General features: G+C 61.4%; 18 protein-coding genes. 3 read left to right on the top strand and 15 right to left on the bottom strand.

The window, feature by feature from the left end; genetic code table 11:
* Positions 1 to 40 precede the first annotated feature (40 nt).
* Genes pxpA through pxpB form a run of 3 tightly spaced genes read right to left on the bottom strand, consistent with a single transcriptional unit; the run spans position 41 to position 2483 of the window.
* Entirely contained in the window at positions 41 to 838 is a 798-nt protein-coding gene (gene pxpA / locus CFU_RS21755; protein ID WP_014008156.1) for a 5-oxoprolinase subunit PxpA, read from the bottom strand.
* Between the two features lie 20 nt (positions 839 to 858).
* The gene (locus CFU_RS21750) at positions 859 to 1833 is read right to left on the bottom strand and encodes a biotin-dependent carboxyltransferase family protein (protein ID WP_014008155.1); all 975 of its coding nucleotides are present in this window, start codon (positions 1831 to 1833) and stop codon (positions 859 to 861) included.
* Positions 1830 to 2483, bottom strand: a complete 654-nt coding sequence (gene pxpB / locus CFU_RS21745; RefSeq protein WP_014008154.1) for a 5-oxoprolinase subunit PxpB — start codon at positions 2481 to 2483, stop codon at positions 1830 to 1832. The genes CFU_RS21750 and pxpB overlap by 4 nt, the downstream gene beginning before the upstream one ends.
* Positions 2484 to 2829: 346 nt before the next feature.
* Here pxpB and CFU_RS21740 point away from each other — a divergent pair, with 346 nt between their 5' ends.
* Entirely contained in the window at positions 2830 to 3342 is a 513-nt protein-coding gene (locus tag CFU_RS21740; protein ID WP_041742669.1) for a winged helix DNA-binding protein, read from the top strand.
* Between the two features lie 48 nt (positions 3343 to 3390).
* Here CFU_RS21740 and CFU_RS21735 read toward each other — a convergent pair whose 3' ends face one another.
* The 7 genes from CFU_RS21735 to CFU_RS21705 all read right to left on the bottom strand — a co-directional run bounded on the left by CFU_RS21735 (position 3391) and on the right by CFU_RS21705 (position 9654).
* Positions 3391 to 3921, bottom strand: a complete 531-nt coding sequence (locus tag CFU_RS21735; protein WP_041742667.1) for a TlpA disulfide reductase family protein — start codon at positions 3919 to 3921, stop codon at positions 3391 to 3393.
* A gap of 84 nt (positions 3922 to 4005) precedes the next feature.
* Positions 4006 to 5970, bottom strand: coding sequence for a M48 family metallopeptidase (locus tag CFU_RS21730; protein ID WP_014008151.1), 1965 nt, complete (start codon positions 5968 to 5970; stop codon positions 4006 to 4008).
* Between the two features lie 33 nt (positions 5971 to 6003).
* Positions 6004 to 6594 carry a LemA family protein gene (locus CFU_RS21725; RefSeq protein WP_041743776.1) on the bottom strand — a complete coding sequence of 197 codons (591 nt, stop codon included), beginning with the start codon at positions 6592 to 6594 and terminating at the stop codon, positions 6004 to 6006.
* Between the two features lie 108 nt (positions 6595 to 6702).
* Positions 6703 to 7392, bottom strand: coding sequence for a BON domain-containing protein (locus CFU_RS21720; RefSeq protein ID WP_050808682.1), 690 nt, complete (start codon positions 7390 to 7392; stop codon positions 6703 to 6705).
* Entirely contained in the window at positions 7385 to 7981 is a 597-nt protein-coding gene (locus tag CFU_RS21715; RefSeq protein ID WP_041742665.1) for a phosphoheptose isomerase, read from the bottom strand. The genes CFU_RS21720 and CFU_RS21715 overlap by 8 nt, the downstream gene beginning before the upstream one ends.
* 128 nt (positions 7982 to 8109) lie before the next feature.
* Positions 8110 to 8478, bottom strand: coding sequence for a YraN family protein (locus CFU_RS21710; protein WP_014008147.1), 369 nt, complete (start codon positions 8476 to 8478; stop codon positions 8110 to 8112).
* Between the two features lie 18 nt (positions 8479 to 8496).
* Positions 8497 to 9654, bottom strand: coding sequence for a penicillin-binding protein activator (locus tag CFU_RS21705; protein ID WP_014008146.1), 1158 nt, complete (start codon positions 9652 to 9654; stop codon positions 8497 to 8499).
* Positions 9655 to 9666: 12 nt separating this feature from the next.
* Here CFU_RS21705 and rsmI point away from each other — a divergent pair, with 12 nt between their 5' ends.
* Together rsmI and CFU_RS21695 are read left to right on the top strand one after the other, a co-directional pair.
* Positions 9667 to 10572: a 16S rRNA (cytidine(1402)-2'-O)-methyltransferase gene (rsmI, locus tag CFU_RS21700; protein WP_014008145.1), complete on the top strand. Its 906-nt coding sequence runs from the start codon at positions 9667 to 9669 to the stop codon at positions 10570 to 10572.
* Between the two features lie 264 nt (positions 10573 to 10836).
* Positions 10837 to 12738, top strand: a complete 1902-nt coding sequence (locus CFU_RS21695) for a potassium transporter Kup (RefSeq protein WP_041742663.1) — start codon at positions 10837 to 10839, stop codon at positions 12736 to 12738.
* 38 nt (positions 12739 to 12776) lie between these two features.
* Here the strand turns inward: CFU_RS21695 and trmB are convergent, their stop codons facing one another.
* The 5 genes from trmB to CFU_RS21670 all read right to left on the bottom strand — a co-directional run bounded on the left by trmB (position 12777) and on the right by CFU_RS21670 (position 16518).
* Positions 12777 to 13460: a tRNA (guanine(46)-N(7))-methyltransferase TrmB gene (gene trmB / locus CFU_RS21690; RefSeq protein WP_041742660.1), complete on the bottom strand. Its 684-nt coding sequence runs from the start codon at positions 13458 to 13460 to the stop codon at positions 12777 to 12779.
* A gap of 115 nt (positions 13461 to 13575) precedes the next feature.
* Positions 13576 to 13833 carry a BTH_I0359 family protein gene (locus CFU_RS21685; protein WP_014008142.1) on the bottom strand — a complete coding sequence of 86 codons (258 nt, stop codon included), beginning with the start codon at positions 13831 to 13833 and terminating at the stop codon, positions 13576 to 13578.
* A 298-nt stretch (positions 13834 to 14131) separates the two neighbouring features.
* Positions 14132 to 14554, bottom strand: coding sequence for a carboxypeptidase-like regulatory domain-containing protein (locus CFU_RS21680; RefSeq protein ID WP_041742659.1), 423 nt, complete (start codon positions 14552 to 14554; stop codon positions 14132 to 14134).
* Positions 14555 to 14708: 154 nt separating this feature from the next.
* Positions 14709 to 14921 (bottom strand): DUF3460 family protein, encoded by a 213-nt coding sequence (locus CFU_RS21675; protein WP_014008140.1) that lies wholly within the window; start codon positions 14919 to 14921, stop codon positions 14709 to 14711.
* A 76-nt stretch (positions 14922 to 14997) separates the two neighbouring features.
* A complete protein-coding gene (locus CFU_RS21670; protein ID WP_014008139.1) occupies positions 14998 to 16518 on the bottom strand; it encodes a YifB family Mg chelatase-like AAA ATPase in 1521 nt (506 codons plus the stop codon).
* Positions 16519 to 16528: the final 10 nt, after the last annotated feature.

Below are 16528 nucleotides of genomic sequence, written 5' to 3'. Positions count from 1 at the left end.
GATTCTGTTGACTTCTTGGTGTTATTACTTTCTGGTGAACTTAGCCTAGCAGGGGAAACAAGGTATCGGCAGCGGTTATACGCGGCGCACGGATGGCGATGCCTTGTTGCTTCAGTTCGGCATGGATGCGGTGCGCGAATTCCAGCGCGTGTGCACCGTCGCCGTGCAGGCAGACCGTGTCCGCCTTGACTGCGGCCCAGCTGCCGTCGATTGCGTGGACCTTACCTTCACGGATCATATGCATGGTTTGTGCCAGAGCCTGTTCCTCGTCTTCGATCAGGGCGCCGGGCGTGCCGCGCTTGACCAGGCTGCCGTCGGCCATGTAGCCGCGGTCGGCAAACACTTCTTCCACGGCGTGCAGGCCGGCGCGCTGGGCGGCGGCGATCAGCTCGCTGCCGGCCAGGCCGAACAAGGCCAGGCCCGGATCGACATCGCGGATAGCGGCGACGATAGTGTCGGCCAGTTTGGCGTCGCGCGCCGCCATGTTGTACAGCGCGCCATGCGGCTTGACGTGCGCCAGCTGGGCGCCGTGCGCACCGGCGATCGCCGCCAGCGCACCGATCTGGTACTGCACGCCGCTATAGATTTCGTTGGCCGGCAGCTGCATTTCGGTGCGGCCGAAATTGTCGCGGTCGGGAAAACTCGGATGGGCGCCGATGGCCACCCCTTGCGCCACCGCCCAGGCCACGCATTGCTGCATCATCAGGGCGCTGCCGGCATGCCAGCCGCAAGCGATGTTGGCCGAGCTGACCAGCGCCAGCAATGCTTCGTCGCTGCCGTTGCTTTGTTCGCCGAGGTCGGCGTTGAGGTCTACCTGCTTGTGTTCTTTCTTGGGCATGGTCTGCTCCTCGTCTGTTTTTATTGGGCCGGACGCAACCAGTGCATCGCGGTTTCGATCTGTTGCAGGTACGAGGCGTCCTGGCGCAATGCTGCGCGGGCCTGGACGACGTCGCATTCGACAAACTGTATGGTGCGGTTGAAACGCAGCTGGGCCAGCCGGGCCAGGTCGGCGCTGATCACGACGCCGATTTTGGGATAACCGCCGGTGGTTTGCGCATCGGCCATCAGCACGATAGGCTGGCCGGCGGGCGGCACCTGGATCACGCCCGGCAGCACGCCGTGGGACAGCAGGTCGCTGCCTTTCTTGATCTTCAGTTCCGGTCCGCTCAGGCGAAAGCCCATGCGGTTGCTTTGCGGCGTCAAGGTCCAGCTGCTGTTCCAGAAGGTTTTTTGCGCGGCTTGCGTGAACAGTTCATATTCGGGACCAGGGATCACGCGGATCGCCAGCGTTTCGGCATCGTCTTCGTACCAGGAGGGCGGGCGTACGCCGAAAGACGCCGCGCCATGCAGCGCTGCGGCCGGGTCATCCGGCGCGCCGGCAGGCAGGCTGTCGCCTTCCGTCAGCGCGCAGCCGCCATGGCCGCCAAAGCCGGCCTGCAGGTCGGTGGCGCGCGAACCGAGCTGCAGGCCGGCATCGATGCCGCCGGCGATCGCCAGGTAGGCGCGCATGCCATGCCGCGCGGCGTTCAGCCTCAGGATCTGTCCGGCGCATACCCGCACGCTCCACCATGACGGCAGCGGCTTGTCGTCCAGCGTCGCCGCGAAGTCGGCGCCGCCCAGGGCGATGCGGCCGTCGGCGGTGAACGCCAGCTCACAGGGGCCGAGCGTGAATTCGATGGCGGCGGCGTCGCTTGGATTGCCTACCAGCAGGTTGGCGATGGCCAGTGCGGTGCGGTCGAGCGCCCCCGACTGGCAGATGCCGAGATGGCGGAAACCGCTGCGGCCCATGTCCTGGACCGAATTGATGCGCCCGGCGCGAAGGATCTTGATCATGCGATCACCTCGCTGGCGACGAAGCGCACGCGGTCGCCCGGCTGCAGCAGGGTCGGGGGATCGGCGGCGGGATCGAACAGGCGCAGCGTGCTGTGGCCGATCAGCTGCCAGCCGCCGGGCGAGGCCGCCGGATAAATCCCGGTCTGGCTGCCGCCGATGCCGACCGACCCGGCCGGCACTACCAGCCGCGGTTCGCTGCGGCGCGGCGTGGCCAGTTGCGGATCGAGTCCGCCCAGGTAAGGAAAGCCAGGCTGGAAGCCGATGAAGTAGACGATGTATTCAGCCGCCGTGTGGCGCTTGACGATTTCGGCCGGCGACAGGCCGGTATGGCGTGCAACTTCTTCCAGGTCGGGACCGCTGGCGCCGCCGTAGGTAACCGGGATTTCGATCTTGCGTCCGGCCTTCTGGCTAATGGAGGCGGCATCCCAGGCATTCTGCAGCTTGTCCGCCAATTGCTCGGCGTCGGCCGCCAGCGGGTCGAACAGGATAGTCAGGTTATTCATGCCCGGCACCACGTCGCGCACGTGCGGCCAATGCGCTGCCTTGGCGGCGATGGCCCACAAGCGCTGCTGGCAGTCCAGGGTAGCGCTGGCTCCCGTGTTCAGTATCAGGGCGCTTTCGCCAAGAGCTTGTATGACGGCTTGGGTCATTGCGGCTGGTTTCCTTCGGCAGAATGGTCGGCAATTGCGGCACAGGGCGTAGCTGCCGCAAGGCAGTGCACGGCCCGGTTCTCTAACTGCTGGGACAACACGTTGAATTGCAAAGAAAAATGGCGGAACAAGTTAGCAGCCGTCGCAGCGTGCCGAATTAGTCTACCCCCAAAACGAGCTGGCCCTTGTTAACCAGAGCTTAAGCAAAGGGCAATATCGTCCATCAAAAATAAAATGTCAATAATTTGTATGTAAATAGTTTATGTTGTTGCTGAAATGCAGACAGTCTGGCGTTTCGCACAAGTAGTTGTATGATTGATTTTTCTTGGTGTTTTGTAGGAAATGTATGAACGTCGCTCCACCTAAAATCCTGTCATCCGCCCACCTGGCTTCGGAAAGCAGCGTCGAATTGTCAGAGCTTGAGTACGCTTTGATCATTGCCGGCAACGCGTTCAACCGCTGGATGTCGCGCTGCATGTCGGCGGCTGGCGTGAAGGACATGACGCCGGTCGAAGTTTCCCTGTTGCACCATGTTTGCCATCGCGAACGCAAAAAGAGCCTGGCCGACATCTGTTTTGTGCTGAATATCGAGGACACGCATATCGCCAGTTACGCGCTGAAGAAGCTGGTGAAAGCCGGTTACATACAAAGCGGAAAAGTCGGCAAGGAAGCGTATTTTTCGGCCACGGCCAGCGGTTATGCGCTTTGCCTCAAATACCGGGAGATGCGCGAGGAGTGCCTGATCACCGTGCTGTCCGATACCGGTTTGTCGAACCAGGCGCTGGGCGATACCGCCAAATTGCTGCGTACGGCCTCCGGCCTGTATGACACCGCTTCGCGTGCGGCGACGTCGAGGTAGGTCTTAAAAACAGGCAGGCATAAAAAAAGGCGCTTGATGCGCCTTTTTTTATGCTGCTGCAAGCGCCTTGTCGAGCAAGGCGTGCAACTCGTCAAACTTGGGCGCGCCCACGTAGCGCTTGATGATATTGCCCTGCTTGTCGATCACGAAGGTGGTCGGCGTCAGCTTGACGTCGCCGAAGGAGTCGGCCAGCTTGCTTTGTGTATCCAAGGCGACCTGGAACGGCAGGCTGCGGGTTTGCACAAAATTCATGACGTAGTTAGGCGGGTCGTAGCTCATCGCCACGGCGACATAGTCGAGGCCCTTGTCCTTGTACATATTGTAGGTCTGCACCATTTGCGGCATCTCGGCGACGCAGGTGGTGCAGCTGGTGGCCCAGAAATTGACCATCACCACCTTGCCGCGCAAGCTCTTCAGCGATACCTGCTCGCCCTTGATATTGGTGAACGAGACGTCCGGCGCCGCATGCGTGTTCGACATCGACAGGTAACCGGCCAGCGCCAGCGCTACCACCGCGGCGGCGCCTGCAACCTTGATCCAGAGCCGTTTGCCGGCGGTGTTTTCAGCTTGAGCTTGCATGACAGAATCCAATACGGGCGATACCCGAGAGCACCCATTATAACTATCTGCGGGCTGCTCTGCCGAAAGCCAGGAAATTAACAATTAGCTATCGAATTGCCAAGGGTAAGCGTGATAAGTGGCGGCCACCGCCGGCGGTATCGGCGCTTCGATGCCAGCACAGATTGCGCGCAGGATGTCGGCGCTGGTGATCTGCAAGGCCGCGCCGTCGTCGGCCACCGCCAGCAGAGCCTTGACCAGTTGCGGTTTGGCCAGCGGCGCCAGCTGGTTAGCATGGTCCAGCGCAAGCCTTACCCGCGGAAAGCCGAGGCCGGCGCCGTCGCAGTAGTGCTGGGCGGCGAGATTGAGTTCGGGACAGACACGTGCGCCGCGCAGGAAAGCCGCCAGCCTTGCGCCGACGGCGTCGGCATGGCTGGCCGGCACCGCCACGTGCGCCACCAGCGACAGCAGCACGGCGATGTCACTGTCCAGTTCCGACAGCTTGTTGAACTTGACTGGCACCAGGCGTCCGGAGCGCGGCGCCAGGCGGCGCGCCAGGATGGTCTGCAGCACGAATTCAGCCAGCGTGATGCGGCTGTCGGCGGCGATCAGCTGGTCCACCAGCGCCAGCATCTTGTCGCGTTCAGGCTGCGCCAGCTGCCGCAATGCGGGTGTCGCCAGGTCAACCAGCGGCAGCCGGGCGCTGAGCGGCAGCTGCACGATCGATTCGGCCAGGAAGGTAGTCAGCGCGGCTTGCTGCGGCGTTTCGTTCTTGAGCAGCGCCAGCTGCGCTTCACGCTCCGCGCCTTCGCCCAGCAACAGGGCGTAGACCACGGCGCGCGCCGCGAACGGATCGTGCACCGCGCCGTTGAGCTGGGAGGTCAACGCAGCCTTGCCGCTGCTGTTGCCGAATTCGAGCGACGGCGTCGGCAAGCCGCCGGCTGGCGAGACGGCTGCCGACGCAACCGCAGCGCCGGCCAGGCCGGCGACCGCAAACGGCAGGTCCGGCAGGCGTTCAACGCTGGCGGCATACGGCACCGCCAGTTCAGGCGCTTCCAGCGGCGACATGCTACGGCCGTAGATGCGTTTCAAGCGTTCCGCCAGCGGCGGGTGGGTGGCGAACCAGCCGTCCAGCAGATTGGGACGGACGCTGCCGAGGAACAGGTGCGACAGCTGCTCGGCGTTCGGATGATTGATCTGCGAGCCGATCTTCTTGCCGTCGGTGAGGCCGCCGATCTTGCGCAAGGCGCCGCCTATTCCTTCGGGATTGCGGGTGAACTGGACGGCGCTGGCGTCGGCCAGGAATTCGCGCTGGCGCGAGACCGCAGATTTGATCAGGCGGCCGAAAAAGATGCCGATATAACCGACCACGAACAGCACCAGGCCGGCCAGGAACAGCACCAGCTGCCACGGCGGGCCCTTGTCGTCGCGTCCGCCCCAGTAGCGGCCGACATTCATCAGCTGCTGGCCGAAGCCGGCGATCATCTGGATGCCGAACAGGACGCCGATCAGGTGGATGTTCAGGCGCATGTCGCCGTTCAGGATATGGCTGAACTCGTGGCCGACCACGCCTTGCAATTCATCACGCGTGAGCCGGTTCAAGGTGCCGCGCGTGACCGCGACCACCGCTTCATTCTGGTTGTAGCCGGCGGCGAAGGCGTTGATCGCGTCTTCGTGCTCAAGCAGGTAGACCTTGGGGCAGGCGATGCCGGAAGCCAGCGCCATTTCTTCCACCACATTCAATAGCCGCCGCTCCTGCAGGTCGCCGCTGGCGGGCGACACGATGCGGCCGCCGGCCATCAGCGCCACGGCATCGCCGCCGTCGCGCAGGTTGAACGTCTGGATCAGCGTGCCGCCGCCTATCAGCAGCAGCGTGACAAGGGTATTGACCTCGAAGAAGCCTTTTGGATACTGACGCAGCGCGCCGTGATGGCTGCCGAACTTGAAAATCCATAGCAGCGCCATCGCCAGGTTGACGGCGACCACGATGGCGATTACCGCCAGCGCGAACAGGAGCACCAGTTTCCTGGTTTCCTGGCGCGCCTGGTGCTGCTGTTCGAAGAAAGTCATGCGCGCTGTTTCTGCTACGCTCGGGCGCCGGGCTTAGAACGTCACCTTGACCGCTTTGCGTTCTTCCGGGGCTTCGGTGGCCTGCAGCAGTTCCGCCGGCTTGAAGGCAAACATGTTGGCGAAGATCGAGCCGGGGAATTGTTCGATTGCGGTGTTGTATTCCATCACACTGTCGTTGTACGCCTGGCGCGAAAAGCCGATCTTGTTTTCGGTGCCGGTCAGCTCTTCCGTCAGCTGCATCATGTTCTGGTTGGCTTTCAGGTCCGGGTAGGCTTCCGACAAGGCAAACAGCTTGCCCAGGCTGGCGCTGAGCGCGCCTTCGCTGGCCGCCATCTGCTGCACGGCAGCGGCGTCGGTGGCGTTGCCGCCGACCTTGGCGTTGGCGCTGACCGCCTGGTTGCGCGCCGCGATCACCGCTTCCAGCGTTTCGCGCTCGTGTTTCATGTAGCCCTTGGCGGTTTCCACCAGGTTCGGGATCAAATCGTAACGGCGCTTGAGCTGCACGTCGATCTGGGCGAATGCGTTCTTGAAGCGGTTGCGGAAGCTCACCAGGCGGTTATAGATACCGACTGCCCAAAACACGATGACGAGCACGATTACTACAAGAATGATGAAGCCGATCATGGTTTTCCCCAAAAAAAAGCCGCCGGACAATTTGTCCAGCGGCAACGTTATATGACAAGAAGCGGAAAAGCAAGCCGGTTTCTGTCCCGGCCTCCAGGGCAAGCCGGATTACTTGGCGTTTTCCTTGCCGCTGTCCCTTGGCGCCGACGACATCTGCGTCAATTCTTCTTCGGTGATGTAGTCGAATACCTTGACAACTTTTTGCACGCCGCTGACGCCGGCGGCGATTTCGGCGGCACGCTTGCCTTCACGTTCGGTCACCCGGCCCATCAGGTAGACATTGCCGCGCTCTGTCACCACCTTGATCGAGTTGCCGAACACGTCTTTGGCATCCACCAGGGAAGCGATGACCTTGCTGGTGATGAAGGTATCGTTGGAACGCGCCGAGAAAGTCGACGGTGCGCCGATCGCCAGTTCATTGGCTACCGCATGCACGTTTTCAATCGATTGCGCTTCGCGCTCGGCCGCCGCCTTGGCGGCGTCGTCGCGCACTTCGCCGGTCAGCAGCACCTTGCGGTTGTAGCTGGTGGCGTTGACGTGGCCGTCCTGGCCGACCACGCCGGGAATCCGCGTTTCGGCCTTGACCATGATGGCCTTGTCCTCGGTCTGCGCGCCCAGGGTGCGGCGATCCGTCGCGGCGAAGCCGCCGGCGACCGCGCCGCCCAGCGCCAGCGCCACGCAACCTTGCAGAGCCATCACCACTGTGCCGCACAACGCTACGGCGGCCAACGGACGCTGCCAGTTGCTCCAACCCAGGTTTTGCCGCGGATTTTGCCGCGGGTTTGGCCGATCAATCATTCGCATCTCCTCCAAATAAAGCGACATCGATGCCGTCGCATAAGCAGTGAATCGTTAACAGATGGACTTCCTGGATGCGCGCGGTGCGGTCGTGCGGCACACAGATATGCACATCCGCTTCAGTCAGTTTCTTGCCGATGGCGCCGCCGCCTTTGCCGGTCAGGGCGATGACGCGCATGTCGCGTTCCAGCGCGACATCGATGGCAGCCAGCACGTTGGCGGAATTGCCCGAGGTCGAGAACGCCAGCAGCACATCGCCTGCTTGTCCAAACGCCTGCACCTGCTTGGAAAAGATTTCGTTATAGCTGTAATCGTTGCCGACCGCCGTGATGATCGAGGTATCGGTAGTCAGCGCCAGCGCCGGCAGCGGCAGCCGCTCCCGTTCAAAGCGTCCTACCAGCTCCGCCGCAAAATGCTGGCAGTCGGCGGCAGAACCGCCGTTGCCGCAAGCAAGAATCTTGTTGCCATTGGACAGCGCGGAGAACATAAGTTCAACTGCGCTGGCAATCGGGCCCGCCAGGACTTCGGCGGCGCGGGCTTTCAGTTCGGCGCTTTCATTGAAGTGCGCCAGGATGCGTTGATTTATCATGATGTCGGTATTCTGTGTGAAATGCTGGGGTCCGTGTCCCAGTCGGTATCGGCAGGATGGTTTCCTGCTTAATATGCTTGCCTTGATTGTCGTGGCCTGATTATAGCGGTCGTTGCTTCGTCCGGGAGCTAAGTTTCGAATGCTTGCCTGATCCATTCGATGGCGTCGCCTTCGATGGCGACAACATCGAAGCGGCAGGCCGGCGGCTGGGCGTAACGCTGCAGGAAAACCTGGGCGGCAATGATGAGCTTGGCCTGTTTGCTGCGCGTGACGCTGGCTGCAGCGCCGCCGTAGCGGCGGTTGCTGCGCTGCCTGACTTCGACAAAAACCAGCAGCCCGGCAGCCGGCTCATGCAGGATCAGGTCGATTTCGCCGCCCTTGCAGCGGAAATTCCTGTCGACCAGCTGCAATCCGCGTTGCTGCAGATAGGCCAGCGCCCGATCCTCCGCCAGCTGGCCGCCGACCTGGCGCGGCGAGCGTGTTCCCAGCAGTTTCATCCGAGCGCCGCAGCCGTGTCAGGGCGCGCCGAGCGGCGTGACGATGCCGTTCTGGTAGGCCGCGGCCGGTTCTATCCGTTCAAAGCTGGGCGTGCCTACGCCAAAACTGATGTTCAGCTGGCCGGTCACGCCGTCGATCTGGAATACGGTATTGCGCGCGGCGATTTCATGGGCGATGCGGAAGGCGTCGATGCCCAGTGCGTACAGGCGCTCCAGGTCGGCGTTGCGGCGCTGGTCGGCGGCTACCGGCTGGTGCGGGTACACCATTACGGCCGGATGGTCGGCTTCCACCTGCCATGGAATATCCAGCAGGCGTACGCCGTTCAGTTCGGGGATCTGGTGTTCCGGATTATTGTCGTTGAGGGTCAGCGGATTGAGCTGGGAGATGCCGAAGATCGGCGTTTCCAGCCCGACGGCGCTGCGGATCTGCCGTGCTTGGTCGGCGTTGAGGGCGGCAAACAGCAGGCGCGGTTTTTCGCTTTCGATCCGTTGCTGCAATTGCGCCAGCGCGCCGGCGTTGAACACGCCGTCTTCGAGGTTCAAGGTCATCACGTCGGCGTGCAGTCCGCTGCCCTGGATCTGTTGCACGAAGGCGTTGGCGACCCGTTTCTGCCAGGCGGCGCCGGTGCTCAGCACGAATACCTTGCCCGGCGCATAGTCGGCGCCGACCCAGCTTGCGACCTGGCGCGCTTCGGCCTCGATCGACAAGCCGACAGGCAGCAGCTGCGGCGGCAGGGTCATTTCCTTGCCGTTGGAAAAATCCGGCTGGGTCAAGGCAAGCGTCGGCTTGTCGACCTGGCCGTTCTGGATGATGGCGGTGAGGCCGGTGCGCGACAGCGGGCCGACCAGGATATCGTATTTTTTACTGGCGGCGAGATAGGCGGCCAGCATGTCGCCGGGCGTATCGGCCGCTTCGATCACGGTCACCGCCAAGCCGTTCTTGTCACGCTCGTAGGCGTTCAGGAAGCCGCCGCGCACGGCGTCGGCGGCCGCGCCCAATGGGCCGGAGCGCAGCGGCAGCAGCAAGGCGATGCTGGCCAGCGGAATGGTGTCGGCGCCGCCGTCCGGGCTGGCGGATTCGGCGAAGGTTGTGTTTGCCAGCGCAGGCGGGCACAATCCGTTCAACAGGATACCCGCCATTAGCGTCAGTGCCAGCTTGGCCCATTTATATAACATTCATAACTCCCCATGACTCATCAATCTGCCAGCAGCCTCGTCAACCCAGCGATTTTGGATGAGGTGGCGCAGCAAGCGTATCCCGCGTCGACATTATATGTGCTGGCCACACCGATCGGAAATGTCTGCGATATCAGCCTGCGCGCCTTGCATGTATTGTCCATGGTCGACGCCGTGGCGTGCGAGGACACCAGGAATACTGCCCATTTGCTGGAACGCTATGGTTTATCCAAGACCTTGCTGGCGGCGCACGAGCATAACGAACGGGAGGTTGCGGAAAAGATCGTGGCGCGCCTGCAAGCCGGCGAACGCATTGCGCTGGTGTCCGACGCCGGCACGCCGGCGGTATCCGATCCCGGCGCCCGCATCGTCGACGCCGTGCTGCGCGCCGGCTTGCGCGCCTTGCCGCTGCCGGGGCCGTCGGCAGCGGTCACCGCGCTGTCGGTCAGCGGCCTGGTCAACGACCAGTTCCAGTTCGTCGGCTTCCTGCCGAGCAAGGCCAGGCAGCGCGAGATCGTGCTGGCCGGCCTGGCCGGCGCCAGCGCGACCCTGGTGCTGTACGAGGCGCCGCACCGGATCGTGGAAACCGTCGACGCCTTGCTGCAGGCCTTCGGTCCGGCGCGCCAGGTGGTGCTGGCGCGCGAACTGACCAAGCTGTTCGAGAGCGTGCACCGGTGCCCCCTGGGCGAAGCGCCGGCGTGGCTGGCGGCCGACGGCAACCGGCAGAAGGGGGAATTCGTGCTGCTGATCGAAGCCGCGCCGGTCGTAATCGACGATAGCGCGGAGGGAGAGCGGATTTTACGGATTTTGCTGTCGGAATTGTCGGTCAAGCAAGCTTCATCGCTGGCGGCGCAAATTACGGGACAAAAGAAAAACGCCCTGTATGAACGGGCGCTGGCATTGAAAGCTGCCGAGTAAGGCTGCTGTGATAGTCTTTTATCATCAACCGATACTGTCCCGATTCGTTAAGCTTGACCATGAATAAGCACAAATCGATGGGCGTGGGGATGTATTTTAGCAACGCCGGCGACATTGCAAACTGGTTCCGGCCCCGGGGTTGAGAGTAAAATCCGGCTCCTTGTGCATTGCCGCAAAAAGTTTCAAGCAAATATCAAATTGAAGTAAGCGGGCCGTGTCTTGTTATACCTGCGCGGGCTTGCCCTTACCAATAAGAGAGAGAACATGAGTAATACGCAAACCAGCAACAGCGCCGGATTCAAGTCGTCCCGTTTCCATATCATCACGCTGGCTGCACTGGGCATTGTGTTTGGCGATATCGGCACCAGCCCGTTGTATGCGCTGAAAGAATGTTTCAGCGCGGAGCATGGCATCCCGTTCACGCCCGATAGCGTGCTGGGCATCATCTCGATGCTGTTCTGGGCCATCACCATCGTGGTCTCGCTGAAATACGTACTGTTCGTGATGCGCGCCGACAATAACGGCGAAGGCGGCGTGCTGGCCTTGATGGCGCTGTCGCTGCGCACCGCAAAAAACGGCTCGGGCCGCGCCAAGCTGCTGATGATGCTGGGGGTGTTCGGGGCTTGCATGTTCTACGGCGACGTCGTGATCACGCCGGCCATCTCGGTGCTGTCGGCGGTGGAAGGGCTGGAAATCGCCACGCCGGGACTAAGCCGCTATGTGGTGCCATTGGCGCTGGTGATCCTGATCGCCCTGTTCCTGATCCAGAAGCACGGCACCACGGTGGTCGGCAAACTGTTCGGGCCGGTGATGTTCGTCTGGTTCTTGTCGCTCGGCCTGTTGGGCATCTACAACGTGATCAAGGCGCCTGAAATCCTGGCCGCGATCAATCCTTATTACGCTTTTGTCTTCATGCAGCAGCACGCGCTGCAAGCGTTCATCGTGCTGGGTTCGGTGGTGCTGGTGCTGACCGGCGCCGAAGCGCTGTACGCCGACATGGGGCACTTCGGCATCCGGCCTATCCGCTTTGCCTGGCTGTTTACCGTCATGCCTTGCCTGATGCTGAATTATTTCGGCCAGGGCGCGAACCTGCTGACCAATCCCAGCGCGGTCCAGAATCCGTTTTACCTGATGGTGCCGGATGCTTTGCTGTTGCCGATGGTGATCCTGGCCACCGCCGCCACCGTGATCGCATCGCAGGCAGTGATTTCCGGCGCGTTCTCGCTCACCAGCCAGGCCATCTTGCTGGGTTTTGTGCCGCGCATGCGCATCCTCCACACTTCGGAAGACGAACGCGGCCAGATCTATGTGCCGGTGATTAACTGGATGCTGCTGATACTGGTGGTGGCAGTGGTGCTGGCGTTCAAGAAATCCGACAACCTGGCCGCCGCCTACGGCGTCGCGGTGACCACCACCATGCTGATCACGACAGTGCTGGCGGCAGTCGTCATGCGCACCGTCTGGAAGTGGAATCCGTTTTTGGTGGCGCTGGTCATCAGCGCCTTTTTCATCGTCGACTTCGCCTTCTTCGCCGCCAACCTGCTGAAGATCGTCGACGGCGGCTGGTTCCCGCTGCTGCTCGGCGGCTTTGCCTTCTTCCTGCTGATGACCTGGTACTCCGGCCGCATGCTGCTGCGCGAGCGCAGCAAGGATGAAGGCATTCCGCTGGAACCGTTCGTCGAGGGCCTGCTGGCCCATCCGCCGCACCGGGTGGAGGGTACGGCGGTATTCATGACCGGCAATGTGGGCACGGTGCCGGTGGCGCTGCTGCATAACCTGAAGCACAACCGCATCCTGCACAAGCGGGTGTTCTTCCTCAAGATCAGCATCTGGGACGTGCCTTTCGTCGACGACGACAAGCGCCTGACCTTGAAGGAGCTGGGCAGCGACGTGTACATCCTGCGCACCGCCTTCGGCTTCAAGGAAACCCCCGATGTGCACATTGTGATGGCCCTGGCCAGCAATCAGTTCGGCCTGGAATTCGACGTGATGGATACATCCTTCTTCCTGGCGCGCGATACCGTGATTCCGAGCAAGATTCCGGGCATGCAGTTATGGCGTGAAAAACTTTTCGCCTGGATGTACCAGAATGCGGCCAAGCCGTCGGACTTTTTCCATATCCCGGTGAACCGCGTAGTCGAACTGGGCACCAAAGTCGAAATCTGATTTGTGCGAATCCCCGCTAGCCGTTTGGCTGGCGGGATTCAATGCGTACCGAGGTCTGCCTGGCAGCGCCACAACTGATGGCCGGAAGCCAGGTACTTGCTCTCGAACGGTGTGATCGGCTGTTGCGGCAGATACGCTTCGCAGCCAACCTCTTTGCCGCTCAGCTGCCCCAGGGCGCTGGCGCACTCCTCTACATAGATCCGCCAGTTGCTGCGGCATTCCAGGATTCCCCCCAGCGCGACGATATCCGGAAACACCGGATGGCCATGCCAGCGGCGGCTCAGCTGGCCGATTTTCGGCCACGGATTGGGGTACAGCAGATAGTGCCGTGCCGGGAAAATCCGCGCGGCCAGCAGCAGGCGCCAGTAATCCACCAGGTCGGCCCGGATCCGCACGAAGTTATGCGGCAACGGCGTCGCGCCGCCTGGCCACAGGGTATTGCGGCCAACCCGGTCGGCCGACTGGTCGATCCCGATCACGAAATGATCGGGATACTGCGCCGCCAGATGCATGGTCGAGAGGCCGACGCCGCAGCCGGCATCGAGGATCAGGGGCAAGCTGCCGGCGGCGCGCCAGGCAGCGATGCTGTCGTCGAAAGCACGCTGGTTGTACACGCTGACCGGTTTCTGAAAAACGTGCGCCGCATGTTTGGCGACGGTGGCTGCAAGCTGGTCATGGACGCCGCTCTGGGCACTGTGGATCGGGCTGGAATTGGCGTACATGAAGGTTAAACGAAAGCGAAACTGCGGCGACACCGAAGCCGCCCCAGTCTTCCCGATGGAGCCGACGGCGTCGGCAACCGCAGGTTGACTGAAACGAGGTGGATCGGAAAGGAGATTACTGCAAGGTTACGGGCTGACTCATCATCGAGTCATAATTGCCTAAAAAGGCATCAATATCTTCGATGCTCGGCTCGGTCGCAATCAAGTCTTCGACCCCTTTACGGAAAAACTCAGCCAAGGCACCAGCAATGAAAATCTCACGCTTGAATGATTTATCGACGATTTCATAGCCGCCGAAGCGCAAGGCTTCGCGTTGTTCATCGGCACCAAATTCGACGACGCTGTATTGGTCACTGTTATAAATCAGGTTCATATGCGCTCCCGGTAATTAAGACAGAAGGTAATGATCGAGTAAGCAGTTTTCAAGCCAGCAAATGAAAATAATATTTTTTAACTCCTTTTCCGAGAGACATGTTTCTAATGAGACATATTTATCAGGCGAAGAACCAATCATTTCATTTACATACTACGCCGGCGCTCCTGTTTGTCACGAACTAAATGTTGATCAAGGCTATGCATTTTCCCTAACAGCCATCCAAAATCGCCATATCCCACGGCACGGCAGTCCCGGACTGCCGTTGCCGGCCTTCGCCGGCGATGTTGCAGATCCGCTACTCCGCCCATTCAAACATGATGTGCTGATGCGATCCGGGTTTGATCGTCACCTCCTGGGCCTTGCTCTTGCCATCCTTGATTGCTTCAAGGCGGTAACGTCCGGCCGGTAGTTGCGCCAGGAGGAAAGGGCCTTTTGACACGGTATCGAGGACGGTGCCGTTGGTGGCGTCGCTGATCTTCACCTGCACGTCAGAAGTAAATTCAGCGCGGGGCGAGGCATTGACGACAAATTCGAGCTCCAGCGAATAGTTTTTGGCTTCCTGCTGTATGGCGCTGGATTCGTCCTGCCCGATACCGCCGGACAAGTAAGTGACGACGCCGCTGGTGACCGGCTGCAACCGGCTCGGCGCGGCATCCGCGGCAAAGGCAAGATTTGCCGCCAGCATCGCGGATACGATAAAAAGAGAGCGCTTGTTCATGATGCTTCCTCCAAAAATGCATCGCCCGGCTTGGACGACAGCTGTATGGGGAAAAATGTGACCTGGCGTTGGGGCGCCAATGGAGTCCATCCTAGCGGCCTTGAATTAAAATGAGCTTAAACCCGGATCTGCCGCGGGTTCATGGTCAAACCTGTCAACTATAGTAGTAAGGTTTGGTCGGCACGCTGTCTTCGCTGGCCTTTTTCAGCTCATTCTGGTCGACCTTGCGATCCCAGAATATGTGCCAGCCCCGGTTTTGCTCATCGACCACTTCAGGATGCTCGTCAAGAAACTCGTCAAGGAATTGCGTGATTTCCGAAACGTAACCATCGCGGCCGACTTTATAGTCTTTCTGTTTGGTAAACATATGACCTCCAGTCCTGATATTTTTTGGACTGCCGATCGCACCGTGAGTTTCCCTGCTGAGTTTCCAGGCGGCAAGATTATGCGTCTTGCAACGCCCGCCGGTATTGGATTGCCTCTGCCACATGGGCTGCGCCGATGGTGTCCGCCGCGGCCAGGTCGGCGATGGTGCGCGCCACTTTCAGCACCCGGTGATAGGCACGCGCCGACCAGTGCAGATGCGCCATCGCGCCGCTCAGCAATTTTTCGCCGGCGTCGTCGGGCTTGCAGTAACAGTCGATTTCGCTGGCCGACAAGCCATTGTTCTGCTTGCCCTGGCGCGTCAGCTGCGCGGCATGCACCTGCGCCACCCTGGCCGCTATCGCGGCGGAGGACTCGCCGTCGGCCTGCCTCAGCAACTGGTCGTGAGGCACCGCGGCTACCTGGATCTGCATGTCGATGCGGTCGATCAGCGGCCCGGAGATTTTGTTTTGATAACGCAGGATCTGGTCGGGCGTGCAACGGCATTGTTTTACCGCGTGCCCAAGATAGCCACAAGGGCAGGGATTCATCGCTGCGATCAGCTGGAATTGGGCGGGAAAATCGGCCTGGCGCGCGGCCCGCGAAATCGTGATGTGGCCGGATTCGAGCGGCTCGCGCAATACCTCCAGCACACGCCGGTCGAACTCCGGCAGTTCATCGAGGAACAGGACGCCGCGATGGGCCAGGGAAATTTCACCTGGGCGCGGCGGGCTGCCGCCGCCCACCAGCGCCACGCCGGAGGCAGTGTGGTGCGGCGCCCGGTATGGCCTGATCTTCCAGCGCGTACCCGAAAAACCGCTGGTGAGCGACTGCACCGCCGCCGATTCCAGCGCTTCGCGGTCGCTCATGGGCGGCAGAATCCCGGGAAAACGCGCCGCCAGCATGGATTTTCCGGTACCCGGAGGGCCGACCAGCAGTACGCTATGACTGCCCGCCGCGGCGACTTCCAGTGCGCGCTTGGCTTGCATCTGTCCTTTGACGTCGCTGAAATCGAGGTAGGGAGGAGGCCGCCGCTGCTGCGATGGCAACGCCGTGTGGCGCAACAACCTGGTTTCTGGCTGCCGGGAAGAAAAATGGGCGCAGACCTGCAACAGGCTGTCCGCCGGAAAAATGCGGGCATCGCCAACCAGGGCCGCTTCGTCGGCATTGCCGCGCGGCAGAATGAAAGCGTGGCGTTCACCGCAGCCGGCGGTCATGGCGAAAGTCATCGCCAATGCACCGCGTATCGGCCTTAACTCGCCTGACAGCGACAGCTCTCCGGCAAATTCGTATTGATCGAGTTCGTCCGACGGCATCTGCCCGGATGCGGCCAGGATGCCGAGCGCGATCGGCAAATCGAAGCGGCCCGATTCCTTCGGCAAATCGGCGGGCGCCAGGTTGACGGTGATGCGGCGTGAGGGAAATTCGAAACGGGCGTTTTGCAGCGCCGCGCGGACCCGGTCCTTGGATTCCTTGACCTCGGTTTCGGGCAGGCCGACGATGGTGAAAGACGGCAAGCCGTTGGCCAGGTGGACTTCAACCGTGACTGCGGGCGCTTGCATGCCTGCCAGCGCCCGGCTTTTTAGCACCGCCAGCGTCACTGGCGCAGCA

It is taken from the genome of Collimonas fungivorans Ter331 (assembly GCF_000221045.1).
Lineage (GTDB): Bacteria > Pseudomonadota > Gammaproteobacteria > Burkholderiales > Burkholderiaceae_D > Collimonas > Collimonas fungivorans_A.
This window is presented reverse-complemented; position numbering and strand designations above follow the sequence as displayed.